At 32.7% G+C, this 25,309-nt stretch carries 26 protein-coding genes; 6 read left to right on the top strand and 20 right to left on the bottom strand.

Annotated elements, in window-relative coordinates:
- The first annotated feature begins 125 nt into the window (after positions 1-125).
- The 4 genes from GVV10_RS03575 (at position 126) to GVV10_RS03590 (ending at position 4,506) form a co-directional block, all read left to right on the top strand.
- Complete coding sequence (locus GVV10_RS03575; protein ID WP_159519667.1) at positions 126-821, top strand: ABC transporter ATP-binding protein; 696 nt, start codon at positions 126-128, stop codon at positions 819-821.
- Positions 822-1,509: 688 nt separating this feature from the next.
- Positions 1,510-2,439 (top strand): hypothetical protein, encoded by a 930-nt coding sequence (locus tag GVV10_RS03580; protein ID WP_159519669.1) that lies wholly within the window; start codon positions 1,510-1,512, stop codon positions 2,437-2,439.
- Between the two features lie 471 nt (positions 2,440-2,910).
- The gene (locus GVV10_RS03585) at positions 2,911-3,864 is read left to right on the top strand and encodes a GHKL domain-containing protein (protein ID WP_159519671.1); all 954 of its coding nucleotides are present in this window, start codon (positions 2,911-2,913) and stop codon (positions 3,862-3,864) included.
- A 9-nt stretch (positions 3,865-3,873) separates the two neighbouring features.
- Positions 3,874-4,506 (top strand): DUF421 domain-containing protein, encoded by a 633-nt coding sequence (locus GVV10_RS03590; RefSeq protein WP_159519673.1) that lies wholly within the window; start codon positions 3,874-3,876, stop codon positions 4,504-4,506.
- 38 nt (positions 4,507-4,544) lie between these two features.
- Here GVV10_RS03590 and GVV10_RS03595 read toward each other — a convergent pair whose 3' ends face one another.
- From GVV10_RS03595 to GVV10_RS03610, 4 genes are read right to left on the bottom strand one after another with little or no spacing between them, the layout of a single operon-like run.
- Positions 4,545-4,823: a DUF503 domain-containing protein gene (locus GVV10_RS03595; RefSeq protein ID WP_236261857.1), complete on the bottom strand. Its 279-nt coding sequence runs from the start codon at positions 4,821-4,823 to the stop codon at positions 4,545-4,547.
- A gap of 22 nt (positions 4,824-4,845) precedes the next feature.
- Positions 4,846-5,853, bottom strand: coding sequence for a hypothetical protein (locus tag GVV10_RS03600; RefSeq protein ID WP_159519677.1), 1,008 nt, complete (start codon positions 5,851-5,853; stop codon positions 4,846-4,848).
- Positions 5,850-6,641, bottom strand: coding sequence for a permease prefix domain 1-containing protein (locus GVV10_RS03605; protein ID WP_159519679.1), 792 nt, complete (start codon positions 6,639-6,641; stop codon positions 5,850-5,852). Before GVV10_RS03605 ends, GVV10_RS03600 begins: the two co-directional genes overlap by 4 nt.
- A gap of 39 nt (positions 6,642-6,680) precedes the next feature.
- Positions 6,681-7,025 (bottom strand): PadR family transcriptional regulator, encoded by a 345-nt coding sequence (locus GVV10_RS03610; protein ID WP_159519681.1) that lies wholly within the window; start codon positions 7,023-7,025, stop codon positions 6,681-6,683.
- 114 nt (positions 7,026-7,139) lie between these two features.
- On the opposite strand from GVV10_RS03610, the gene GVV10_RS03615 reads away from it, so the two are divergent.
- Positions 7,140-7,847, top strand: a complete 708-nt coding sequence (locus GVV10_RS03615) for a CorA family divalent cation transporter (protein ID WP_159519683.1) — start codon at positions 7,140-7,142, stop codon at positions 7,845-7,847.
- A gap of 33 nt (positions 7,848-7,880) precedes the next feature.
- On the opposite strand, the gene GVV10_RS03620 is transcribed toward GVV10_RS03615, so the two are convergent.
- From GVV10_RS03620 to GVV10_RS03690, 15 genes are all read right to left on the bottom strand, one after another.
- On the bottom strand, positions 7,881-9,779 hold the full coding sequence (locus tag GVV10_RS03620) for a heavy metal translocating P-type ATPase (RefSeq protein WP_159519685.1): 1,899 nt from the start codon (positions 9,777-9,779) through the stop codon (positions 7,881-7,883).
- Entirely contained in the window at positions 9,772-10,077 is a 306-nt protein-coding gene (locus GVV10_RS03625; RefSeq protein ID WP_159519687.1) for an ArsR/SmtB family transcription factor, read from the bottom strand. The genes GVV10_RS03620 and GVV10_RS03625 overlap by 8 nt, the downstream gene beginning before the upstream one ends.
- Before the next feature lie 103 nt (positions 10,078-10,180).
- Positions 10,181-11,248: an endonuclease/exonuclease/phosphatase family protein gene (locus tag GVV10_RS03630; protein WP_159519689.1), complete on the bottom strand. Its 1,068-nt coding sequence runs from the start codon at positions 11,246-11,248 to the stop codon at positions 10,181-10,183.
- 100 nt (positions 11,249-11,348) lie between these two features.
- Entirely contained in the window at positions 11,349-11,783 is a 435-nt protein-coding gene (locus GVV10_RS03635) for a GNAT family N-acetyltransferase (RefSeq protein ID WP_159519691.1), read from the bottom strand.
- Between the two features lie 23 nt (positions 11,784-11,806).
- Positions 11,807-12,559 carry an ABC transporter ATP-binding protein gene (locus GVV10_RS03640; RefSeq protein WP_159519693.1) on the bottom strand — a complete coding sequence of 251 codons (753 nt, stop codon included), beginning with the start codon at positions 12,557-12,559 and terminating at the stop codon, positions 11,807-11,809.
- The gene (locus GVV10_RS03645; RefSeq protein ID WP_159519695.1) at positions 12,556-13,446 is read right to left on the bottom strand and encodes an ABC transporter permease; all 891 of its coding nucleotides are present in this window, start codon (positions 13,444-13,446) and stop codon (positions 12,556-12,558) included. Before GVV10_RS03645 ends, GVV10_RS03640 begins: the two co-directional genes overlap by 4 nt.
- A 2-nt stretch (positions 13,447-13,448) precedes the next feature.
- Positions 13,449-14,408 carry an ABC transporter substrate-binding protein gene (locus GVV10_RS03650; RefSeq protein WP_159519697.1) on the bottom strand — a complete coding sequence of 320 codons (960 nt, stop codon included), beginning with the start codon at positions 14,406-14,408 and terminating at the stop codon, positions 13,449-13,451.
- Between the two features lie 286 nt (positions 14,409-14,694).
- Entirely contained in the window at positions 14,695-15,513 is an 819-nt protein-coding gene (locus GVV10_RS03655) for a ZIP family metal transporter (RefSeq protein WP_268892247.1), read from the bottom strand.
- A gap of 85 nt (positions 15,514-15,598) precedes the next feature.
- Complete coding sequence (locus GVV10_RS03660; protein ID WP_159519702.1) at positions 15,599-16,825, bottom strand: MFS transporter; 1,227 nt, start codon at positions 16,823-16,825, stop codon at positions 15,599-15,601.
- Between the two features lie 110 nt (positions 16,826-16,935).
- A complete protein-coding gene (locus tag GVV10_RS03665; RefSeq protein WP_159519704.1) occupies positions 16,936-18,093 on the bottom strand; it encodes a helix-turn-helix domain-containing protein in 1,158 nt (385 codons plus the stop codon).
- Positions 18,094-18,195: 102 nt separating this feature from the next.
- The gene (locus tag GVV10_RS03670; protein ID WP_159519706.1) at positions 18,196-19,041 is read right to left on the bottom strand and encodes a GNAT family N-acetyltransferase; all 846 of its coding nucleotides are present in this window, start codon (positions 19,039-19,041) and stop codon (positions 18,196-18,198) included.
- A gap of 196 nt (positions 19,042-19,237) precedes the next feature.
- Entirely contained in the window at positions 19,238-20,467 is a 1,230-nt protein-coding gene (locus tag GVV10_RS03675; RefSeq protein WP_159519708.1) for an aminopeptidase, read from the bottom strand.
- 75 nt (positions 20,468-20,542) lie between these two features.
- Positions 20,543-21,139: a histidine phosphatase family protein gene (locus tag GVV10_RS03680; RefSeq protein WP_159519710.1), complete on the bottom strand. Its 597-nt coding sequence runs from the start codon at positions 21,137-21,139 to the stop codon at positions 20,543-20,545.
- Between the two features lie 13 nt (positions 21,140-21,152).
- Entirely contained in the window at positions 21,153-21,995 is an 843-nt protein-coding gene (locus GVV10_RS03685; protein WP_159519712.1) for a GNAT family N-acetyltransferase, read from the bottom strand.
- A gap of 4 nt (positions 21,996-21,999) precedes the next feature.
- On the bottom strand, positions 22,000-22,545 hold the full coding sequence (locus tag GVV10_RS03690; RefSeq protein WP_159519714.1) for a GNAT family N-acetyltransferase: 546 nt from the start codon (positions 22,543-22,545) through the stop codon (positions 22,000-22,002).
- Positions 22,546-22,735: 190 nt separating this feature from the next.
- Between GVV10_RS03690 and GVV10_RS03695 the strand changes: the two genes are divergently transcribed.
- On the top strand, positions 22,736-24,211 hold the full coding sequence (locus tag GVV10_RS03695) for a hypothetical protein (RefSeq protein WP_159519716.1): 1,476 nt from the start codon (positions 22,736-22,738) through the stop codon (positions 24,209-24,211).
- 45 nt (positions 24,212-24,256) lie between these two features.
- On the opposite strand, the gene GVV10_RS03700 is transcribed toward GVV10_RS03695, so the two are convergent.
- Positions 24,257-25,309: Spy0128 family protein (locus GVV10_RS03700; RefSeq protein WP_201289980.1), on the bottom strand; the 1,053-nt coding region annotated here is incomplete at its 5' end.

Consider the following 25,309-nt stretch of genomic DNA (forward strand, 5'->3'; position numbering starts at 1 on the left):
CCACTTCTATTTTAGTTGTTCATATTCTATTATAGCAATAAATCCAACAATTTAATCGCTTATTATTGATGATTAGAGGATATTATTGTATCATTGTCTTAGTTAAGTAAGTAAAGGGAGAACATATGAAACTTATAATTGAAAATTTAAATAAACGTTTTGATCAACACCACGTCTTGAATGACGTGAATTTTTCATTTGAACAAGGCAAAATTTATGGTTTATTGGGGCGAAATGGTTCTGGTAAAACAACGCTCTTTAATTGCATAAGTCAAGAAATCAAGTGTGATAGCGGAAGAATCTACTTTGATGATAATCAAGACATCACAAATCAAGATGTTGGTTTTGTTTATACAACCCCCATGTTACCAGACTTTATGACTGGCTATGAATTCATGGTGTTTTTTGCCGATATACACGAATCTAAAGGATTAAATAGAAATGATATCGATGTGTATTTTGATCGTATTCAATTTACAACAGATGATCGCCATCGTTTAATTAAAGATTACTCGACTGGGATGAAAAACAAACTTCAGATGTTATGTTTAATCTTAATTAAACCAAAAATCTTATTATTGGATGAACCCCTCACCTCTTTCGATGTTGTTGCATCTATGGAAATGAAAAAAGAATTAATAAACATTAAAGAATCGTGCATTATGATTTTATCAACTCACATCCTGCAAATTGCAACGGATATCTGTGATAAAATTGTAATTCTTCATAATGGTCAATTAGAGGAACTTGAAGTTGATCGTTTAAGCAATGAAGAATTTGAAGCTGAAATTATGGAGAAACTAAACCATGAATCACAATAAAACTATCCAAAAGATCCATGATCGCTTAGGCGTGAACACGTTCTTATATTATTTAAGTAAATTTTTTCTTACAAAACCCTTTGTTTCTCCTTATGTCTATTCAGATTATTCAAAAAAGGATAGCTATGTCAAAGTCTATAAGGTTTTGTCAATAATTAAATTGTTTGTTTTTAAATTTTTTTATATGCTAATGGTGCTATTCATTGCCTCTACCCTTGACTCACTCATCAAGTCGATGTCTTTCTTTAATCAAAGTTGGCTAAATTTAAACCAGAAAAATATTCTTTTTTCGGTTTGGTTAACGTTTTTATATTTAGGTAATTATGAGAGTAAAGCCTTGCAGTTTTCCAAAACAAAAAAACTTTGTCTCTTATCCTTTAAAATTCCTTTTTTAGAAGTGTATCAAGCGAGCTTATTTCAAATTTTCGTCGATCGAATCGTGTATGCTTGTATTGTGTTTTTTGCATTTATAATTCTAGGTAAAAGTTTCCCCCTTGCACTAGCAGGTGTGATATTTGTAGCGTTTTTTTGTTATTATGGCGAAATTGATACTCTCTCATATTTCCACAAACACAAAAAGGGTCGGACAACCTTATTAAAAACAGGACAAATGATTCTCTTTAGTTGTTTTATATTTTTATTGTCTTTATCAAAATTGAACACTTATCTAAAATTTTCAATCGCTTTGATGAGTATGTTACTTTACATCTTACGAAAACAACATGATTATCAACAGTTAAAAACATCAGAATTTATCAATACAATTATGATACAAAATATTCGAAATGCGGATGAACTATTAGCGACAGTCAGTAATCAGTCACTTACTCATGTCCAAGTGGATCAAGAGGTAGATGTTGAGGCAAGTCAATCTTATCTGACTCAATCAAAAGGCTATTCATACTTTAATAATTTATTTATGAATCGACATCGACGGATTTGGTTAAAACCTTTAAAAATATTAACATTTCTTGTTTTTTCCTTTGCATGTTTATTAACTGGTCTACTCTTTTATATACAAAACATTGACCCGAATGCTAAAGCAATTTTGGGCGATGGTGACGTGTTTGAATCAGTCTATTTTTTATTTACCAAAGCTTTTCTACTCTTTTATTACTTTACGAATATCGGTGAAAAAATCACACAAGCTTATTATATAAACGCTGACTATAGCCTTTTACATTATTCTTTTTATCGTCGTAAGGAAGTGATTTGGAGACAGTACCTCTCAAGGGTTAAATCCTCTATCTACATTGGAATTGTTCCTGTGATGACCTTAACAGTCTTCTTAATCATTTGGAAAGTTATGGTTCCAAGTTCCAGTACCCTTAACCTTTTCTCATTTATTATCAATCTCTTCATCATTTCAATGTTTTTTAATCTCCATTACTTGTTTATGTATTACCTACTTTCTCCTTTCAATTTAAAACTAGAGGCTAAATCTATTCCGTATAATTTATCAAAAATTATCATTTATCTCTTTGTATTTAATAGTTCAGAATTTCTTGCGAAACCCCAAAGTTTTATTTATATGAGTGTTTTCTTTGTTTTATACACATTGTGTTCAATTGTATTGGTTCGTCTATTTGCTCATAAAACATTTACATACAAAGATTAAGCGTGACAAACCGTCATGCTTTTTTCAACTTTCGTTGCAATTGTATACATTTTGTTGCACAATAAGAGTAAGAGATGATGATAATCACCATTAGGAGTTGGTATTATGACAATAATCGCCTATACATTTTTATTATTATACCTATGGGCATTCCCTATATACATCAGTTACAAGTATTTGAGAACTGATCAGTCAAAATCAATGAGTTTCATTAACATACTGAAGTTATCGTGTTCATTTTTAGTGAGTGTTTTTTTGATTAAGTACGTTATCAAATACTACTTCATTTTGTTTTTTATTGGACCTGTTTTCACCCTTATCGGTTACATAAATTACAGATTAAACAGTGATAAAAACTCTAATTTTATTCACCTAAGTCTTGCGGTTGACCTAAGCTTTCTACTGCTGTTTCTTCTTATGTTTTTTTCAACATTATTTGGTTTGATAACAAATGAGAGTGCTATTTTCTTTATGTTTTATGGGTTAAAGACTGTATCAGTTCTTTTGTTACTTGTCTTTGTGATTGGCATCGGAGTGATGGCGTGGTTATATAAAAAAATATTACCACCTCTTCAACAAATTTCAAATAAAACAACTAAACATCACTTATTAATTTTAAACGCAGTAAAAATATCATACAGTTCTTTGGTTGTTGTCTTTTTGCAAGAAAATCTTAGTACATTCAAGGGAGATGTTTACATCATAATTATTATTGCAATTATTTTAGGGTTATTCCTCAATCATTATCTGTTTTCTTCATTATTAGACTATATCAGGTTAACGGTCGATAGTGATAATTTAACGATCTTACAGGATCATTTAACAAGTGATCGAATTCGTAAAGATGATTTAAATCAAATGGAGCAAAACATTCAATCACTCAGGCATGACTTAAAACAATTGGCGAATCACTTTGAATCGCTTGATCGTGACTCTGATTCTTATCAACAGATGTTAAGTGAGCTAAATGAAGAAATTGATAAAAACACGAAAGATCAAATTAACTTCAGCGATCATGAATTATTAAATACTTACTTATATAACTTTAATAAGTTGTGTCTTAAATCCCACATTGATTTTAAGTGCCTCCTTATCTGGGACATTACGAACATTGATCCGTTTGAGTCAATTCGTCTTTTTTCAAATCTTCTAACGAATTCTTATGAAGCCGTCAGTAAACTCGAACACTCAAAACGCTCCATTACTATTCACTCTGCAATTTGGAATGACAGTTGGCTTGATGTCAGTATAAAAAATCCTTTTGATCATGCCATTAATAAAGGTTTAAAATCAAGTAAATTAAACCACGATGGTTTAGGTGTCAATCAAATAAAAAAAATTGTAGAGGAACATGATGGTTTGATTAAATTTGAAGTATTTGATCAACAGTTTGAGGTTCTTATTTCCATACCGATCAACAATTAGGAGAAGATAATGGATTATATACATGTTACTATAAAACTTATGATTGGAATTACTTATGCAATTATGATCATGAAATGGTCAGGGAAAGGGAATCTTGCGCCGCTTTCACCATTTGATCAAATCAATAATTATATTCTTGGTGGCATTGTCGGGAGCGTTCTTTTTAATAAATCAATTCAAATTATAGATTTTATTTTTGTTTTAACGATTTGGGGTATTCTAACTCTATCGATTACATATTTGCGAAAAAAATCAGCCGTTGTTCGTTCGTTAATCGATGGACAAGCGATTGACGTTATTGAAAATGGAAAAATAATTCGTTCAGGAATTGAAAAAGCAAAAATCAATCTTCCAGACTTATATCTAAAATTAAAAATTCAAAATGTTTATGATATTAAAACCATTTCAAGAGCAACCATTGAACAAAACGGACAAGTAACGTTTATTAGTAAAAGTAATGATGATAATACAATTATCCCACTCATAATCGATAAGGTCGTTTATTTTGATAACTTAAAGCATGTTGGGTGCACTGTTGAAAAACTCGAGCAGTTTGTTAAGATTAACGGCTTTAATTCGTTTGATGATATTGCAGGGATTGAGTGGAATGATGGTTCCTATAGAATTATAGAATTTATTTAGTAAATACAAAATCGGTGATTGTTGAAAATCACCGATTTTTATATGTCATAATAAACATCAATAATATCATAATTGAATTGATGTTCTATAAAGTTTAAACACCTTTGAATGATCTGTTCACTTTGACGTTTTGAACTAGATACATTCACAATACCAAGAATAAGTTCATTGAGATTGTCATGCTCTGCTATTTCTGAAATAGATACATTAAACTTCTGTGATGTTTTAGCTAAAATTGCTGAAACTATCCTCCGTTTATCTTTTAACGAGTGGACTTGAGAATCTCTTAACGATAGACTTACCTCTACTGCACACATTAACAATCAACTCATCCTCCTCTCATTGTGATTGCTCATCAAAGAATTTAAGAATCATCTTGACTTTACCATCATAAACTCGATAAACAAGATCATTATAGCCAACATCATCTTCTTTAAGAGAGAGTTCTTTTTTTGTTTCATTGACGAAATAGTATTTGTTATTATTTTTCATCATTTTAAATATAACATTTGAATTATCAAGATTTTTTAATTCCAAACTACCTATTTCTTCTAACGAATCGATAAAATCATAAACCTTGTCTTCCTCAAACCACATCGAAGCAAGGGTACTATCAATCATTTCATACCCACTACTTTCATCATGAATTTTACATGTTTCTCTGAAACAGATTTTTGATTTTGATTCCTGGTCAATCGTATATTCATTGAAGAGTCGAACATCATCATTTATTTTATATGTTTTACCATCGACCGTATAGAACTCAAACGTATTACTAAAGTAATAATCTTCAACATCTTTAAAAACATTGTATTTTTGTTTTGTTGGACTTTCTTTTAGAATGGACACTTTTCCGTCCTTCTTATTCATTGGGTTGTTTTTAAAAGATTCGCCATCATAACTAACCATGATATTTTCTTTAGCATTATTAATGGCAAGAAATGTTCTTGCATTGTTTGGATCATCTTCATGGTAGACAGACGTATCTTGATAATCATTGAAATAAAGTAAAATATTATTTTCTTTTTCTTTTATGATGAAACTTCCCGCCATTTCCCCAAAAGTTTCATTATGAATAGGATTTACTTTACTTTGATCATTTCGCCATAAAAAACCTGTTTTAGAAATCCCCATCCAAACATAGTAGTCATCTGTTTCATACAATCTGTATTGTACTTTTTTTGTTTTAAACTCATGCAATAACGTTCCAGATTTTAAATTATTTCTCTCAAATTCCAAATCTACCACCTGTTGAGGATGGAGTCTATACTCTAAAAGCCATAAACTCATGAAGATAAGAATTGCTCCAACACTAAAATATATGATTGATTTTCGTGTTTTACTCATGGTTTCACCCCAATCAAGTTAGGAATATCATCAATTTGAACTTGTTGCTTTAATTCTGAAATACTGTCACCAGAATATAATGTAAATTTGAGGTCATCCAGTTTTTTACCATCTTTGATCGTTAAAAAATACTCACCATGTAAATAAATAATTGTCTCTTCTTCAAAACCTTGATAATACTGATTCGGCACCTCAATCTCTACACCACTATTACACCCTTCTTCAGAACAATAATTATAGGGATAATAGTAGGACTGAGTCTTAAATGAAACACGTTGTAACGAAAAATTCGGGGATTTTCTTAGGATAAGATCATCTGAATCGTGGCTCCAAAGAATACGGTCAATTTTTATCACATCATCTCCTAAATTAATTTTAATATTGACTTTGTTGCTTTCTAGATGTTTTAGTTCAATTATTTGCTGAGTGAAGTTATTCATGATCTTTAGATCATCAATTCTCTCTTTATAGATTCTTCCCAGTGGCCAGAGAATCTGAGTGATAAATACAACAACCCCAACCATGAACATGAGTCGCGAAACAATGACCATAAGATCATGATGGAATTTATATATTTGATTAAATTCCATAGCAGTTTCTTCTGCTGAACCCATTTCTAAAATTGTTTTTGTTTCTGCCTCTTCAATCGAGAGTCCTTGGTCTGTTAAATTATCTATTTTAGACTCAATATGATCGAGTAATTCATTTTTGATTCGTTCATGGTAAAAATAGTTTTTTACATTTTTTAATATATTGTCAATATATTGTTGTTTTGGACTGATACCCATAAATTACAAGCCCCCTTTACTCTATTTTTATTGATTAAACTAATCAAATGTCATTCTTTTGCCATCAACAACCATTTTGACGGATTCTGAAAATTCAGTCCATGTTTCTTTGTCAACTTGCAATTGTTTCGCACCGTCTTTTGTAATCTGATAATATTTCCTTTTTCGACCATTTTCCATCGTTTTTGTGTAAGACTTCAAATAACCTTTTTTCTCTAATCGGTGAAGAATTGGGTATAATGTCCCTTCTTTCATCTCGAAAATATTATTTGAACGCTTTTCTAATTCCTGAACAATCTCATAACCATAACGATCTTGTTCATTAATTAACGATAATATCATTAACTGTGATCCTGTCCTTAACCATTCTCTATTGTGCTTCATGATTTACACCTACCTTGTCTCTCTATGTATATTATACATTGCTAGCCTATGTATTGCAAATTTTAAATTATTTTCAATGTTATTTTGTTATAATACTTATAAGAGGTGAGTTAAATGAAGGCTTTGAAATATTCTAATAAAATGTGGATAGAACGGTCTAATAGTAAGGATTACACCGTACAGCTATCCTTACCAATTTCGAATAATATTTACTGTGTAAACTTGCTGGAAACTCAATCAATCGTGAAGGATTCCCACGGTGAATTATTTGATGATATGTCGTTGCAAGATGTTCTTGTTGAGTTTATTAGTGAAACAATTGAAGAAAAATCAAAAATAAAGGGGCTATTGTCTATTCAAGAACAGTCAATTGATGGTGCCGTCTCTAAAGAGGAACTTGAGACACTGCTCAAACTTAATCAGGATGTTCATTATTTAAAAGCTACCTTAGCATCATTAGAGAACATTACCACTTTTATCTATGAGACCAATCATTGTCTTTTGGATGTTGATCATCTAAACGTGAAATTAAGCGTTGAAGAAATAACATACGAACTTGAAACAATTCAATCGGAAATCAATTCATTGATTGATATTTCTGACTTAATCTATTCTCAAAAGCAAAATAATTATGTTAAACGACTAAGTATTTTGACGATTCTGTTCTCAATACCGACATTTATTACCAGTTTTTATGGCATGAATATCGCTTTACCCTTTCAAAGCCATCCTTATTTACCTATAATTTTATTAATCTTTAGTTTAATCCTTATGTCTTTAACTATATGGTTAATCAGACATTTAGAAACTGATCAAACCTGAGTTCTCTATTAAAAAAACTAGATTCGATTGAATCTAGTTTTTTTGAGTTTGTTTCAACATTCTTAATCCATTTAAAATAACAACAAGTGTACTGCCTTCATGGATTAATACCGCTCCTGACATGTTCATTAAACCAAAGACGTTACCAATCACAAGGAAGAGGACTACGGCCATCGCGAATATTATATTCTGAATCACAATTTTTCGTAGTCGCTTGGATACTTTATGGGTGATTTCAATATTCTTTAAATCATTTTTCATTAACACAGCATCAGCAACTTCAATTGCAATATCCGTTCCTTCTCCCATCGCTATCCCAATATCCGCCATAACAAGGGCTGGTGCATCATTCACACCGTCCCCAACCATCGCTACAATTCCATAGGTTTCTTTTAGGTTTTTAACTATTTCTGATTTGTTTTCCGGTAATACATTTCCTTGAACTTCGTCTATGCCAAGTTCGCGAGCGATTGCTTCGCCAGTCATCGTTGCATCGCCAGTAATCATAACTGTATGAATATCATTCCCTTTAAAATAATCGATCGCTGTTTTTGCTGTTTCTTTTACTTTATCTTTAATCGCTATTAAAGCAACAATTTGATTATTTTCAGCAAAGTATACAACAGTATTCCCTTCACGCTCATAGCGTTTAGTATAATCGTTTATCTCCTGGTTTGTATTTGTGAATGAGCTTGGTTTACCAATAAGGTAATCTTTATCTTGATATTTGGCACTCAGTCCTACACCGATGATATTCTCAACCTCAAGCTCTAATTCGGATGCGCTTGATAAATAAGACAATATTGCTCGTGCTAGGGGATGATTAGATTGACGTTCCATCGATGCAATCATAGCTTCGTAATGTTTAATCTCTTGTTCATTGTATTCATTTACGAATTTTATATTTGTAACGCTTGGTCTTCCTTCGGTCAAGGTTCCCGTTTTATCAAAAGCGATGGCTTCTAAGTCAGATAAATTGGATAAATAAGAACCCCCTTTAAATAGAATTCCATTTTTGGCTAAATTAGAAATCGCTGATAGAGTTGCAGGAATATCTGTTGCAGCTAACGCACAAGGTGCTGCACTAATTAGGAATACCATGGTTCGATAGAAACTAATATCATGTCCCCATTTAAAACCATAAATACCCAAGAGATAAAATACAGGCGCCAGGATGAATACCCAATTAACATAAATTGGTTCAAGGCGTTGGATAAATGCAGCCGTTTGAGATACATCTGTTTGTGTTTGACTTACAAGTTCCATAATTTTAGCAAAAACAGTGTCACTTGAGGCCTTTGTTACTTCCATCGTGATTGTTCCTGTTCCATTAATAGTGCTACCAAAAACTTGATCACCAACTGATATTTCAACTGGGATACTTTCACCTGTAATGGATGATTGATCAATTGAGGTGTTACCTGTTAAGACTTTCCCATCTGTCGGAACTTGATCACCATTTAAGACAGTGAGGATATCTCCTACTTTTAAGTCATTCACATCCACAATTTCTATTTCACCATTGTCCGTATTTCTCCGGGCAGTTGTTGGATTCATTTGTAAAAGACTGGTTATTTCTTTTTTACTTTTATTCTCTGCATAGTCTTCTAAAAAATGAGCGCCTGCAAAAATTAAAATAAGTAACGCCGCTTCATTATATTCTCTCAAAATCAAGGCACCGACTGCCGCAACAGTCATCAACAAGTGAATGTTTGGCGTAAACTTTTTTTGCTCTTTTGTACGCTGAATCGTATCTTCAATCCCTTCAAAAATAATATGATGACCTGCCAATATAATTGATAAGAGATTGAGTACTAGTTTTATTGTCATATTTTTCATAAATAAGCCAACAATAAACAAAATTAAACCCAACATAAAATATTGAAGTGATGTAAGACCGATTGATTGATGGTCATGATTATGGTTACTCATTGCAATTTTCCTCCTTTAAATGTGCTTTTGTTAAATCAAGTAAATCAATAACGTGATTATCTGATAGAAAGTATTTCATTTGCTTTCCATCACGATAGCGATTAATTAAGTTTGTATTCTTTAAATTTTTTAGCTGATGCGATATATAGCTTTGTTCCAACTCCATCACCTCACAAATTTCTGTGACCGATAATTCTTTATTTCTTAACAAAAATAAAATTTGTAATCGGTTGGGATGGGCCAATGCTTTAAAAAATTCTGTCATTGTTTCTTGAATGTCTTTATCTAGTAAATGCATTGTTATCTTTCCACCTTTCATATTAACTATCTTTCATATATATAATTTATCATATGATTGGTGATTTGTCAATTAAGATAAAAAAAAACACTTTTCAAAGTGTTTAGTTTAATCTGAAATTCAAAACAACAGGATGATGATCAGAATTTTCAAATTGTAAATTATCATAAGTTTTAATCGCCATAATATCAATGTTATCTGAAACCAAAAACCCATCGATAACCGCTACAAATGTTTCATCTTTTTTGTACGCCTTATCAACAGCTCGTACAGTTGGCGCTTCTTTTGTATTCGCCCAATTAAATCCTTTGGGCGTAAAGTCATCAGGAAGTTTCATGATCCATTCAGGGTAATCATCCGTCCAAGTGAAATTTTTAGAATCAGTGCCAGGTAGTTCATGGTTAAAATCACCACCCAAGATTACATAATTACCTTTATTGCGTTCTTTAATTAAAACTCTTCTCATTTGTTCTAATTGTTGAGCTCGAACTGTTCCCCCTTTATCAAATGCTGAAAAATGGGCATTTATGATAACGAGTTCTTTATCATCGACATCATATCGGGTAATGGTAAATGCTCTTTTTAAGTCAAAAAGTTGTTTAATCCATGGTTCTTTACCATCAAATGACACTCTTTCAGACTTAAGTGCTTGAAAATCAGATACTGTCAAAATTCCACTTTCTGCATGGCCCATCGGATGTGTGATGGGAATTGGCACAAATTTCACTTTATAATTATAGGCAAAGTAACCATTGTTCTTGTTCTTCATAAGAACATCGAGTTGATTGACATCGTAGCTCCGTTTACCTTTAGTATCCACTTCCTGATAAAGTTCAAAATCAGGATTAAGATTAAGGATAAATTGATCGATTGCTTGAATATTCTCAATGACTTCTTCTTGAGTATCGGCACCTGATCGACTGCCCCCATCCATGAAAAAATCTTGATCTTTACCAAGGCCTCCATAGCCGATATTAAATGTTGATATTGAGTATTCTCTCCCTTTTTCAACCATAATTGACTCACTTTTATTAATACTTTCTAATGGTGTTATCAACGCAGGACGATAATCATTTATTGCGGCAAATCCTATAAATGCAATCAATAAAAGAATTAAAATCCCACCAGTAAGAGCTAAACCTTTTAATATTTTCTTTTGATGCTTCTTCATAGACTCCTCTTTTCAACTTATTTATTGACTAATAATAGCATAAGTATGTGTAATATATGTGTATTATAAGCCAATAAAAAACTTACTCTAAAATAAGTTTCTATCGTGTTAAAATAACTAAATTTTCTATTTCCTTAAAACCATGTTTTTTATAATAGTTATAGGCTGGAGTATTTTTATCCGTATTTAAGAGTATACTTTCAATCTTATCTTCTTTTAAATCATTGATTATAGCATTCAAAAAAGCATCGCCATAACCTTGGCGCTGGTGATTGTAATCAATGCAAATTTCATCGATGTAAAGCTCAATACCTTCGATCCAAGGTTTTAAAAATCCAACACAAAACCCTACAATCTCATCATCTTTGATGAATACATAACTTCGTGAGTTCCCCATTTGGTAGGCATTTTGAAAATAGTGATAAACCTTTTGATTGTTATCAATTTTATCAAACCAAGGTGCTTGGGTAAAGGTATTGATATAAATTTCAACACATCGATGAATCATTGTTTCTTGATATCGTTTGATTATCATAATTATTCCTTTCTATCAATAAATTAAACATCTTCTGAGAAAAGCTTTCGCAAGTCATTGATACTTAGTTTATCCTTTTCTTCTTTATTTAAGTCCAACGCGACTTTCCCTTCTTTGAACATCACTAATCGATTACCATAGTCCAGTGCATGTTGAAGGTTATGAGTAACCATTAGGGTTGTTATATTCATCTCATCAACCAATCGTTGGGTCAATTCCATTATTGTTTTAGAACTTTTGGGGTCAAGTGCAGCTGTATGTTCGTCCAAAAGAAGCACATCAGGTTGACTTAGACTTGCCATGACTAACGCAAGCGCTTGCCGTTGCCCACCACTTAGCTGTTTGGCTTTAACGTCAAATTTGTCTTCTAATCCCATTTCAAGGGTTTGAACCTGTTCTTTAAACAGTTGTTGGTTTTGACTAAATAATGAATTTAAATTGAACAGTTTCCCTTTATTTTGAGTCAAGAGAAAATTTTCCATAATTGTTAAATTAGGAGCCGTACCTTGCTCAGGATTTTGGTGTACACGAGCAATTTTTTGATACAATTTATGTTTTTTTATCTGTTTAATCGAAGATTTATCAAGCAGTATATCACCCTTATCTATTTCAATTTCATGGGTAATTAGATTTAAGAGCGTTGATTTTCCAGACCCATTCGCTCCTATGATAACAACAAAATCATTGGGGAAAATTTTTAAATTCAACCCTTGGTAAACTTGCAAAGTAGAGTATTCAGTTTTAAAACATTTATCAATTTCTCTTATTTCAATCATGATGCTTTCATCTTCTTTCTTAATTGAGTGCTCATTGGATTATCATTTATCAATAACGCACTAATAAAAATAATAACGGTCGCCAACTTTAAAAGTTGTGGATTCATATTTAATCGTAGAGCAATCGCTATTATAAAACGATACACAATTGCTCCCAAAACTGCAGTTGTAGTTTTTTCAAGCTTAAATCGTTTGAAAATTATGGTTCCCAAAATAACCGAAGACAATCCAAGAATCATCATCCCTGTCCCCAAGCTAATGTCAAAGTACCCTTCAACAGATGCCGCTAAACCACCACTTAAAGCAACTAATCCATTCGCTAAGCCCAGACCTATAATTTTAACCCAACCTTTATCATGACCTAAACTGGTGATTAAGTTTGGATTATCACCGGTTACTTTAAACAAATAACCGAGATTCGTTTTAAGTATTTTATCAACACATACTTTAACAACGACAACAACAATGATCATTGTAATTAGTTGTGAAAGACGACTGAATTGACTTGGTAAAGCTGTCTGAATTGGTGTAAATATATTATCAAACTGGAATAGTGGAATATTAGAACTTCCTTTAGCAATCATTAAATTAATTGAATACAATCCACTCATCACTAAGATTCCACTTAATAATGCACTGATTTTCATTTTTACATGAAGAATCCCTGTCACAGCACCTGCAAGAACTCCAGCAAGAAACGACACCAATAAAGCAAGCCAAGGGTTGATACCTTTCACAATTAAGATAGCACTGACCACAACTCCCAATGGGAATGTTCCATCAACACTCAAATCCGGAATATCTAAGACTTCATACGATAACATGACCCCGATGGCTAAAACGCCATACAACAATCCTTGCACTAACACATCAGTTAAAAACCCCATGGTTATCGACCACCTGCTCTTGCTAAAATTGATTCTGGAATCTCGATATTTAACTGTTCTGCCATTTTTTCATTAATTAAGAGTTCTGTGGTCTTGGAAGTTTGGACCGGAATCATGGAAATGTCTTTATTATTTAATAAAATATCATGAATCATTTCTCCGGCTTGTTTTCCTAAATTAAAGTATGAAACAGAATCAGCAGCAAATATCCCTTGTTCAAACTGACCCGATTCAGCCATAAATACTGGTTTATTTTCTTTTGCAAAACGATCAACAATTAATCCTGCCGCATTTGCTATCATATTATCATTAACAATAAACGAGGCATCCGTTTGACTTGCTAATTGACTTGCAGCTGAAGAAATCTCATTCGGACTACTAATTCCTTTATCAATTATTTTAATATTCAATTTTTCAGCTATTTTCTTAACTTCTTTTATTTGATTGACACCATTAATTTCACTTGTATTAAAGACGATTCCAACCGACTTTAAATTTGGTAGAATTTCTAGCATCAGTTCTACTTGTTGTTGAAGGGGAGGTAAGTCACTGACACCTGTCACATTCCCTTCTGGTTTTTCACTATTCGATAATAAACCTGCAACGACAGGATCTGACACTGCAGAAAACACTAAGGGAATATCCGTTTTTTTCAGATGTGTTAATGCGGTCTGGGCAGCTGGAGTTGCAATGGCGAAAATCAAATCCACATCATTGTTCACAAATTGACTCACTATCATATTGGCGTTACTTACATCCTCATTCGCATTTTTAACATCAAGTTGAACTTGATCTATTACACCTAATTCTATCAGTCCTTGTTTCATTCCTTCCAAAGATTCATTCAGTGCTGGATGTTCGGCCCATTGAATTACACCAATTTTAAGGTCCTTCTCCTTTGCTTCGCTTGAACACCCGACTAACATTAACATTATCAATAATACACTCACTATTTTTTTCATTAAATTTTCCTCCTGTATGGTTTAAACAACAAAAAAGCCGTATCTACACGGCTTCTTAAATTTAATGAACTAAATTCAATTTATTTTCTTAAGCCCTGTAGATTATAGTAACACAAAATGGTTAATATCCACGATGGGCATTAACCAGTTAACTATAATAGTAGCTCAATTGTTGGGCATTAAGTTTTATATTTTGTATAGAGATCATTGTATCCCAACCTTTCTTGAAACAAGATTATCATTATTTTTCTGTAATTACAAGTATTATTTTCAAAACTTATCGTAACTATCCTAAAGCTACATCTAATATCATCATAACAGTAAAACCAATCATACAACCGATTGTGGTAATATCTGATTCAAGATTATCATTTCCTCTGTGTGCTTCAGGAATCAACTCTTCAACCACAACATAAATCATAGCTCCTGCTGCAAAAGCGAGAGCAAACGGTAAAATAGGTTCCATCATTGTAACCGCAACAGCCCCCAATACCCCCATAAAAGGTTCGACAACGCCAGATGCTTGGCCGTATAAGAATGCTTTTTTTCGTGACATTCCTTCACGTCGAAGTGGTATTGAAACTGCTGCCCCTTCTGGAAAATTCTGCAGACCAATCCCTATTGCTAGAGCAATTGCCCCTGCCAATGTTGCATCACCTGTTCCTTTCGCGACCGCGCCAAAAGCTACCCCAACAGCAAGACCTTCAGGAATATTATGCAATGTTATGGCTAAAACAAGCAAGACTGAACGTTGCCAACTAGTTTTGATGCCTTCGGCTTCACTCATTTTTCCACCCAAATGAAGATGCGGAATTAACTTATCAGCTAAAAATAAAAACAAACCACCCGATAAAAAGCCTAAAGCGGCTACTACAACTGCATTTTGACCAATCGATTCTGCCATGCTAATGGACGGTGCTAAAAGCGACCAGAAACTCGCAGCAATCATAACGCCTGCTGCAAATCCTAACATTGCATTTAAAACGTTTTTCTTGATATCTTTAAAAAAGAAAACTGTGGCTGCCCCTAATGCTGTCACACCCCAAGTAAACAACGTCGCCAACAATGCTTGTAAAACTACTGGTTGATCAATAAACCACTTCATCATATCTTTACCACCCTTCTTAAAACATTGTTAAATATTTCTCTTATAGTTTACCATTAAATCTAGACGAAGGAAAAGTTTTTTATCATGAGTTCGTTGAATAATTATACAATTTGGAAACTCCATATTTTTGTGGAAGTATAAAAAGAATAATCGCAAGCAAATAAACACCTTGAACTAAGACCATCACCATTGAATATTCAAAATAATCACCTAAAAACCCAATTACAACTTGACCAATCATCATCGACACATTAAACATAACAGAATATATTGTATTGACTTTGGCACGATGGATGGGATTAAGCCGTTGTTGAACTGCAGTCGTTCGAATGTTTGCAGAGTTCATTCCAAGTATCCCCAACACAAATCGAATGAAACACATTCCAACAAAGGGTACAAAGAAAAAAAGGGAATCTAAAATAACAAAGGTAAAGTAAACAACAACCGCTATTTTATACCGATCTTTATCCTTAATCGTATAGACATAATGTAATAATCCACCAAAAAGATAACCTGCTGAACTTGTAGCCATCATAAAACCATACTGATTTAAATTCAAAGTCTTTGAAGTTGCAAAATAAGGGTACCAAAGCGTGTTACTTGCACTTGTAAACATGACTAATGAAAAAAACAATAAGACTGCTATGAGCGAGGAGTCCGTTTTTAAATATTTGAAGCCGCTTTGGATATCTTCTAAAAATCCTATGTTTGAAACAGAACGATCTTCATCATAAACAAAGTCAAATTTAATTTTACTTTCGATAATAATATCGATAAAAGAAAAGAATGTATAGATAAAAAACATCATCGAAAGACCAAACTTTCCATAGATAAAAAGTGCTAATGGAGAAACAATAACCTGTGCCAAAGGATAAATTGTCGACATAATAGCAAAGCCTTTTGAAAAATTTTCTTTCGCAATGAGTTGTGGCGTAATACTTTGTGATGCAATCTCAGATACAATACTAAAGATTGAAATGAGAAGAATAATTCCCAAATATAGCAAAAAATTAAAATCAGTGACTTTCACAATTATGCCTGCTAAAAAATAAATGACAAGTAATATTTTTTCATTGTGTAAAAGCACTTTAAGTGGATCATGTCGATCAATATAGGGTCCAATCAACAATGGAAAAACCAAATAAGGTATCATGGCTAACGTTGTAAAAACTCCTGATAAAAACGTAGATTGTGTTTGATCAAAGATAACCAATCCAAACGCTAAATTTAACCCAATTCCTCCCAGTGCAGAAAGAAATGTCCCTGCAACAAGTAATTTAAAATTTTTCGACCATAGACTATTTTTCATAAGAAAACCTCCTATATCAATTGAATAACAAAACAACAATTGATACAAGAGGGTCTTATTGGGAAAATTACGCCCTATTTTAATGTCTAATTATAAAATATCGCCAATATTTAAGAAACATTGTATTTTTTGATTAAATTTAAAGAAGCTTTGTAACGCGCCTGACTTTGATAGGCTTCACTTAAGTACTTAGCGTAAAAGCGTACATGTCCAAACAAACGTTTACTTTCATAGTAAAGCATGCAACGCTGTAGATGTTCAATATATTCTTTTTCTTTATTGAATTGTTCAGTTTGGATGATGTATTTCAAAAATCTATACTCATCTTCATTAAATCCAGCTTGATTTTTGTATATTTTTGTATAATATTTTTCAGCTTTTTCTGAATCACCACTCATGACATAGGCAAGAATCATTTTGGTGTAAAGTCGAAATTCATCACAGCCAACATGCTTTTCAGCTAGCTTAAAATGACGCAAAGCTTGATCATAGTTATCCATCATTAAATAGGTCGCACCAATATTGTAGTTCGAAAAATAGACATAGTTATCAATCTGTAACTGCTTTCCTAGCCGTTCTGACACACGATAATAGTCTAACGCTTGCTCTAATTGATTTATATTTGAATGGGACCCTGCCATAATCAATATAGCTTGAAACATCCCAAAAGCATTACCATTCATTGAGTAACTAGAATAAGCAATTTTTGAAAAATTAATACAATCATGATAATTCCCTAAGAAAAAATGGGCATTCATAAGATAATAGGCAGTGGTCCCTGAATTATCTAATATGAGCGTTGCTTCTGCTAATTTTATTAGGTCTTCAAATTGTAATGTTTCTTCATAGAGTTCACATTGAAGAAAACTAAGTAATTTATGTTTAGTTGTCCGAATACTTTCTAATGTTTCAATGTCTTTATTACGATAGGCTATCAGGATTTGAGCTTCAATTGTGCATGGAGAATACAAAAGCTTTGGCGCTTTTTCTAATAATTCAGAAAACAGTTGGTCAAATTCTTCTTTTTCAAATTCAATAAATAGCTCTTCTAATTTTGAAAAACTTTGCTTAAATTGAATCGTTTCTTCATTTTCATGAATATATGAAATTCCCAATGCTTCAAAAAGCAAGGTAATTATTTCTTCACTTGCGTCTGTTAAACCACTCTCTATTTTTGATAAATAGGAAACTGAACATATCCCTTTGGATAAATACTCTTGGGTAAGTTTTTGGCGTTTCCGCTCACTTTGTAGTAAATACGAAATCACGTCAATCGACTCCTCATCTTATATTTACTTTATTCTAACACAACCATTTACTTAATTGTACAAAAACCTGTACATTAAAAATTCTTTCGGATGAAAGAGCCTCTAGATAAATTTGTAACCGCTGCAATACGGCAAGGTTTCAGGATCAAAAGTTTGATTCAAAGTGATGATCGTTCCAGAATTTATAATCATTTCATACTCATAGTCAGCCATCCATGGATCATCATCTTTACAAATAAGTGTTGTGAGTGAAATATTATATCTCTTATTCAACGTTTCAACCATCTTAATAACATCATTTAGATTACCACCCCACTCGATCACTGTAGCATCATCATCACCAAAGGCATAAGTTAAAAAGGAACCATTTTCTAAGGTGAATGTTACAGGACTATACCCTTTCAGTCTAGCAATCGGTTGGCTTTCCAAGACCATGGCCAATTCGTTCACACCATAATCAAAGGTGTCACTATTACTTAAGGTAGTGTATATTTTATTTAAACCTTTTAAATCGTTTTTATACTCAAGCAACTGAATATCTTGATGATTTTTTTGTGTTGGTATACTGTACCTTTTAAATCGCCCAAAATCGACAACACCATTTTCACGATAGACCTTTCCAGCACCTGAGACAAGGATAAAATCAATCTCTTGTTGTTTTAAATCCTCAAGAACGTATGGAAACATGTCTCTCATCAAACCCTGACCTTGAAAATCCTTAATGGTAAAGATCGCCCCCAATGCTACACCACTGTAATTGTCATAACGTATCGGTGAAACACCAATAAATGATACAATTTTCCCAGAGATTTCTTGCACATAAGAGAATTTTTCTTGGGTAAGAAATAGTGATGGAAACAATTTAACCATTGATTCCTTGGGTTGAAAGGTTTGATCAACTAATTTTCTCACGTGTTCAAAGTCTTTTGTCTCAATTTTTCTAATCATCATGTCACTTCCTTTTCAAAGTGGATATACTTCAATATTTGTTTATCGAAATCCTTAATAATATCATATGCCAATCTATTTACCTTGTCTAGACTAAGCTTCTAAATCGTTATTCTAACTCATAAAAAAGCTATCTTTGCCCCTACCACACGAAAGGTGATTGGAGGTTAAAGACAGCTTTTAATATGTAAGAAATTTATACCAAGGTTAAATTTCCATTTTCCATAATTGTGATCATTGTTCCATCAAATTTACGACCGACAATTTTCATATCTTGAGTTCCAAACATAAAATCAACATGAATAATTGATTGGTTAATGCCTCGTTCTAATAGTTCTTCAGATGACATGAGTCCACCTTTTTCAATTAAAGGATAACCTTGTCCCAAAGCGATATGACATGAAGCATTTTCATCAAACAGCGTGTTATAAAATAAGATACCCATATTAGAAATAGGAGAATCATAGGATACGAGTGCAATTTCACCGATTCGTTTTGAATTATCATCCGTTTGTAGTAATTTAGTGAGTGCTTCTTTTCCAATTTCAGCATCATAATCTACAACATACCCATTTTCAAACTTTAACCAAAACTTATCAATCAATCGACCATTATTATTCAAAGCGATGCTATTGTACACTATTCCGTTAACATTCATTCTATCAGGGGTTGTAAATGATTCCTCGGTCGGAATATTCGCATTAAAGTTAACACCGTTTAATGCTGGCTTAGCGCCACCGCCCCATTGATGACCCTTCACAAGGCCTACCGTAATATTTGTTCCCATAGCATTGGTAAAAGTTAAAGATTCAAAGTCATACTCATTGAGTTTGTCATTTTGACCTTTTAACATTGCATTATGATTTTCCCATTCTTTAATAGGGTCATTATCTTCACTAACTCGTGAAGCTTTCAAGATTGCTTGATAAAGTTTATCATATGCTTCCTCATCATCAAGTTTTGGGAATACTGCTTGAGCCCACGAGACACTTGGGTAAGCCGCGACAAGCCATTGTCCTTTGGAACTCATTGTATAATCTCTACGCTTTGTCATAGCTTTACCATATGCTTGCATTTTTTCAGTAACTTTTGAACTGTCGACATCATCCATTAAACCTGGATTCGGACTTCTCAATGCTAACAAACATAAATCTTGTTCAATTTGCCATAATGACTCATCAATTTCCCACTGCTTAACATCTGTTAATGTCCCTACGTCTTGATTCAAATAATCTAAACGAGTAATTGCTTCACTTGTAAATTTAACAATCACTTGTTTGGCTTTTTTTCCGTAAGCTTGTTCTGTGATAAGCGTTACAAATTCATAATGTTCTGGTGCAGCATTAATTAAAACTGTCTGACCTTCCTGCACATTCAACCCTACACTTACCAATAAATTTGCATATTTCTTATCGAGTTCATTCATTTCTTTATCCTTCTTTCTTTATTATTGTCTATTATAACACTCATTGTACTTTCCTTACATTGAAATCCCTATTTTTTAAATCTTGCCAATGTCACTGTATGTTTGAAGGTGTTCTTTATCATTATAGGATTTAATCTTCCATATTTGATTATAGTACTCTAATTTATTAATGCAGCCATTAACTAAACCTAAAGTCCCAGACTTTAAAGCCCCATCCGAAAGGATTTCTAGTAATTCATTCAACACTTTACCATGTGCCACTAATATAATTCTTTGTCCTGAGTAACTTTGGATAATCTTATCTAGACCTTGCATGATCCTCTGTTGAAAATCAATCATTTTTTCCTGATTTGGGAACTGACCATTTTCAAGAAGTTCATTTCGTTCATGGATCAATAACCCTTCGCCATCACCGAAATTCATTTCCTTAAATTCATCCATTCTTATGATTCTTAAATCAAGTTCTTTTCCAATGACTGACGCTGTTTCATATGCTCGGTTTAATGGACTTGTAATCAAACAATCCCATGGCTTTTCATTTAGGTAATTTGCACAATCTTGAGCTTGCTGTAAGCCGATCTTATTCAATGAAATATCCTTACTTCCTTGTAAACGCCCCACTGTGTTCCATTCCGTTTCACCATGTCTTACAATCCAAATTTCTGTTTTCAAATTTAACCTTCTTTCATTCTATTCTATATTTCATTTCAAATTGTCGTATTTTTAATTTAAATCCAAATTCTTTTAAAAAACATTCAAGCCCACGATCACGCTTATCACAATTAATTATTCTTATTTTATCACAGTGAATCACGGTAATAAGATGCAACATCAATTCTGTTGCAATTCCTTTTCTTCGTTTGCTATCAATCACAGCGAGTTGTGAAATATTTCCTGTCTTTAAATCAATGATTGCATAAGCTACGCTTTGGCCATTCAATCGATAAACATAAAAACTCAAAGTCTCTTCTGCTCTGATGATTGCTTGCACGTCATTTTGCCAACTTGGTTTATAATCATTAAATTTGGTGAGATTTAAAATATCCGCCAAGGTGGTTTTTTCCACATGATTTGATGTTTGTCCTTGCTCTATGGCATAAGATAACTCATAGGTTACTAGCTCTTTCTCAATGATAAATCCTAAACTACTATAGGATTTTATGGCTTGAGTGTTGCTTGTGATAACTTCAAGACTGTAATCATTGAAATTAGATTTCTTTAAACTGTCCACCGTATATTTGAGTAAAACTCTACCCAATCCTTGTCCTTGGTAGGCAGGAATAATTCCTGTACTAATATCATAGACTTGAGCGGGCTTAGACGTATCAGTTCCATTTATAACAAAACCGACTAAGTGATCATTTTCAACGATACCAAATGAAAGATCAGCAGTATAGCCTCGATAAAATAGCATCGTCAAAAATGCTTCATAGGTCATATCCATCGGAACAATATAATCAGAAAAAGCATTTTTAAAACAATCAAATATAACCTTTTCATCAAGTTCACAAAGTCTTATACAATGCATAAGCTCACTTCCCCTGCTTAAACCAATCTTCGTAAGTCATCCTCATAAAGATATCATCCGCCATTTTATCGCCATCAAATATTAATGTTTTCTCGCTTGATACCTTTTTGAAACCTACTTTTTGATAAACATGGATTGCCCGTTTATTGAAAGAAAAAACATCTAATTCAACACAGTTCAATTTAAGTGTTTCGAAAACATAATCAATGCTTGTCTTTATAGCCCAAGTCCCTAATCCTTTAACACTTTTTTCTAAGTGGAAAATTACAATTCTAAAATTCATTGAGTGGGCTTTAGCATCGTATTCATTGAATACCACCTCACCAATAATGGTTCCATCAGGATGAACTATAAAAAAATCTTCACGTTGTAAATCCATTAAATTATGAGTGAAATACTCATAGACCTCAGATTCATGATAGTTCTTTTTTGAACCTGTAAGAAATACAACCTCGTCATCCAGTATTTTTAAATTATTATCATAATAGTTCCTAAAATCTTCTGCTCGAGCTTTTCTCATCGCGTATCCTTGATATCGAAATATTTTCATGATTAATCTCAACTTTCTCTATAACTCCAATAGTACGATAAACAAATTCCGATTTCAATTTATTCTAAATATTTTCTAACATGATGGTAGTTTATCCTTCTTTCATGTCCTTTAAGCTAGTTTTCGTTTCTTTTCTAGTTCCTTTATATTTTATGTGCTAAAATACAGCTACATTATAAGGGAGACAATCATGAAAGAAGGAAATGTTAAGATTATACGTCATTTGTTTTTAATCGTACTTGCTATAGCACTTTTATTCAGTCAGCGTCTATCGAATACTTTTGCTTTTATAGACGATGGAGCAAAAACTTTAGATATATACTCAAATGGAAACGTTGAAATCATTGAATTTGAAGGACAAGAGATTAATGGTGCGCCGCTCAGACTTCAAGAAGATAAAGGTTACAATGGTATGCTTATTTCATACCGCGGAGAAATCATTGAATTAAGTGATAATTTTACATTTAATTTTGATCATCATTATGGTCAAAGTTTAAGTTTAAATTATGATTCTTATGATGACGCTTTTTATCTGTATCGGACCTTTCAATATCTAGATGGGCACAGTATATTTAAGATACTTGCTTTTCTTGCAATGATTGTTTCAATTCTATCAATCATCTTACTTTCCTTTGACTTAAAGAATCAAAGTGATCATGAGCGAGATGTTTTTAAACTAAGTTTATCTCGACGCACATACCAAATCATCAGGCAGTCAATCATAACAAGCCTTGTTTTATGTTTTTTCTATCAAATTTTTAGTGATTTACTTCCAAGCGTTCATTCGTTTATAAATAACCTTAGTGACCAGGAATTTCTATTTTTATTAATCGCTTTATTTTTTATAATTTTCTTCTTTACCCTAATTATAAACTTTAAAACTCATAATTATAAAATAGTTTTTGATGCGAAAACGGTATCCGTTTATCGAGGGAATAGGCTAAAATTCCAAGAAAATAAGAACGATATCAGAACTGCTGAAACCTTACATCGAAATTCTAATTCTTTGTTCTACAAAAAATATCAACGACTTGAACTTATTTTGTTTCTATTAGATTCAAATAACGCTTATGTTAAAGTGAATCTAAAAGCATTTGGAATCGATGATTATAACCAAATTGCCAATCGTTTTTTAACAGAGAACGATGCTGATATTATAGCCGAAAACGATCATATTTTTTCTGAAAAAAAGCAGTCTTTCAAGTTAAAAGGACGTCGACGTACCCACCCATTTTTTACAGCACTCTTGCTCGTTTTTTATGTCATAACCATTCCTCTTTACTTTTTTTGGTTTACTTTCTCAGATGCACTTCAATCAACAAACCTCTTCCTTCTTCTTGTTATTCCAATCACATCACTCATCATTCTTTCAATCATTGCATTTATTCAACGCGATAAGTTTTTATTCATCAATGTATCTAGAACCTCTTTAACCATCAATGACAACCGTTACAGTCTTATCGATGTAAATAAAATTTACATTTCCCGTCCGCATGAAACAGGTTCTAAAGCCAAAGAGATTACAATCATCTCTCCCTTTGAAAAAATTGAATGGCAAATAAAAGAACCGCCAGTTAAAACTAGATTTAGTAAAACAAATGATACATACTTTGACTTAGTCAATAGTTTAATTACAATTATGCCAAATGCTGTTGAATACATATAATTAAAGCCTTCGTTTCAAAATAAAACGAAGGCTTTTTGATAGTTATTATTTGTTTTCTTTCTTATTAAATCCTAAAAGTATCATCCCTAGCAATGTAAATAAATAAGGGGTAAGACGTGTCGATTGACCAGTTGGAGGTAGTTTAGGTTCTGTCTTTATTTGATTAACAAAGGTGTCTCCATTTTTAAACAACACTCTTGCTTCAACTTTGTCCTCAATTATTTCTGTTTTTATCTCAAGGTCAATGACTTTATCATCATAGCTTATACCTTTTTGATTTCCTTTAACTTCGCGAACTTGGTACTTAAACGTTCCTGCCTCACTAAACTCAAGCTCAGTAAAGTTTATACTACCATCTTCTGCATTACGCACTGATTCAAGTAGATTCCCTTGACTATCCAACAATTCAAATTCAAATTGATTAGCTTTTAGGAGCCCACCTAGGAGTTTCTTGTTGAGGGATACTTGAACAGACGCTGGTTTTGCTTTGTAAGTATTTATAAAACTTTGATCACTTTGTGTTTTAATAGATCCACTTAACTGACCCATTCCATCATCAACTACTTGAATATCCAGGTCAATGACTTTGTCATCATAGCTTATACCTTTTTGATTTTCTTTAACTTCACGAACTTGGTACACAAACGTTCCTGCCTCACTAAACTCAAGCTCAGTAAAGTTTATACTACCATCTCCTGCATTACCCACTGTTTCAAGTACATTCCCTTGACTATCCAACAATTCAAATTCAAATTGATTAGCTTTTAGGAGCCCAGCTATGAGTTTCTTGTTGAGGGATACTTGAACAGACGCTGGTTTTGCTTTGTAAGTATTTATAAAACTTTGATCACTTTGTGTTTTAATAGATCCACTTAACTGACCCATTCCATCATCAACTACTTGAATCTCCAGGTCAATGACTTTGTCATCATAGCTTATACCTTTTTGATTTCCTTTAACTTCACGAACTTGGTACACAAACGTTCCTGCCTCACTAAACTCAAGCTCAGTAAAGTTTATACTACCATCTCCTGCATTACCCACTGTTTCAAGTACATTCCCTTGACTATCCAACAATTCAAATTCAAATTGATTAGC

This window comes from Erysipelothrix urinaevulpis, from assembly GCF_009828835.1.
GTDB lineage: Bacteria > Bacillota_I > Bacilli_A > Erysipelotrichales > Erysipelotrichaceae > Erysipelothrix > Erysipelothrix urinaevulpis.

Bases quoted from the DNA above. Each gene is read 5' to 3' on its own strand.
- GVV10_RS03575 (WP_159519667.1), top strand. From the start codon at position 126: ATGAAACTTATAATTGAAAATTTAAATAAACGTTTTGATCAACACCAC.
- GVV10_RS03580 (WP_159519669.1), top strand. From the start codon at position 1,510: ATGAGTATGTTACTTTACATCTTACGAAAACAACATGATTATCAACAG.
- GVV10_RS03585 (WP_159519671.1), top strand. From the start codon at position 2,911: ATGTTTTATGGGTTAAAGACTGTATCAGTTCTTTTGTTACTTGTCTTT.
- GVV10_RS03590 (WP_159519673.1), top strand. From the start codon at position 3,874: ATGGATTATATACATGTTACTATAAAACTTATGATTGGAATTACTTAT.
- GVV10_RS03595 (WP_236261857.1), bottom strand. From the start codon at position 4,823: ATGTGTGCAGTAGAGGTAAGTCTATCGTTAAGAGATTCTCAAGTCCAC.
- GVV10_RS03600 (WP_159519677.1), bottom strand. From the start codon at position 5,853: ATGAGTAAAACACGAAAATCAATCATATATTTTAGTGTTGGAGCAATT.
- GVV10_RS03605 (WP_159519679.1), bottom strand. From the start codon at position 6,641: ATGGGTATCAGTCCAAAACAACAATATATTGACAATATATTAAAAAAT.
- GVV10_RS03610 (WP_159519681.1), bottom strand. From the start codon at position 7,025: ATGAAGCACAATAGAGAATGGTTAAGGACAGGATCACAGTTAATGATA.
- GVV10_RS03615 (WP_159519683.1), top strand. From the start codon at position 7,140: ATGAAGGCTTTGAAATATTCTAATAAAATGTGGATAGAACGGTCTAAT.
- GVV10_RS03620 (WP_159519685.1), bottom strand. From the start codon at position 9,779: ATGAGTAACCATAATCATGACCATCAATCAATCGGTCTTACATCACTT.
- GVV10_RS03625 (WP_159519687.1), bottom strand. From the start codon at position 10,077: ATGCATTTACTAGATAAAGACATTCAAGAAACAATGACAGAATTTTTT.
- GVV10_RS03630 (WP_159519689.1), bottom strand. From the start codon at position 11,248: ATGAAGAAGCATCAAAAGAAAATATTAAAAGGTTTAGCTCTTACTGGT.
- GVV10_RS03635 (WP_159519691.1), bottom strand. From the start codon at position 11,783: ATGATAATCAAACGATATCAAGAAACAATGATTCATCGATGTGTTGAA.
- GVV10_RS03640 (WP_159519693.1), bottom strand. From the start codon at position 12,559: ATGATTGAAATAAGAGAAATTGATAAATGTTTTAAAACTGAATACTCT.
- GVV10_RS03645 (WP_159519695.1), bottom strand. From the start codon at position 13,446: ATGGGGTTTTTAACTGATGTGTTAGTGCAAGGATTGTTGTATGGCGTT.
- GVV10_RS03650 (WP_159519697.1), bottom strand. From the start codon at position 14,408: ATGAAAAAAATAGTGAGTGTATTATTGATAATGTTAATGTTAGTCGGG.
- GVV10_RS03655 (WP_268892247.1), bottom strand. From the start codon at position 15,513: ATGAAGTGGTTTATTGATCAACCAGTAGTTTTACAAGCATTGTTGGCG.
- GVV10_RS03660 (WP_159519702.1), bottom strand. From the start codon at position 16,825: ATGAAAAATAGTCTATGGTCGAAAAATTTTAAATTACTTGTTGCAGGG.
- GVV10_RS03670 (WP_159519706.1), bottom strand. From the start codon at position 19,041: ATGATTAGAAAAATTGAGACAAAAGACTTTGAACACGTGAGAAAATTA.
- GVV10_RS03675 (WP_159519708.1), bottom strand. From the start codon at position 20,467: ATGAATGAACTCGATAAGAAATATGCAAATTTATTGGTAAGTGTAGGG.
- GVV10_RS03685 (WP_159519712.1), bottom strand. From the start codon at position 21,995: ATGCATTGTATAAGACTTTGTGAACTTGATGAAAAGGTTATATTTGAT.
- GVV10_RS03690 (WP_159519714.1), bottom strand. From the start codon at position 22,545: ATGAAAATATTTCGATATCAAGGATACGCGATGAGAAAAGCTCGAGCA.
- GVV10_RS03695 (WP_159519716.1), top strand. From the start codon at position 22,736: ATGAAAGAAGGAAATGTTAAGATTATACGTCATTTGTTTTTAATCGTA.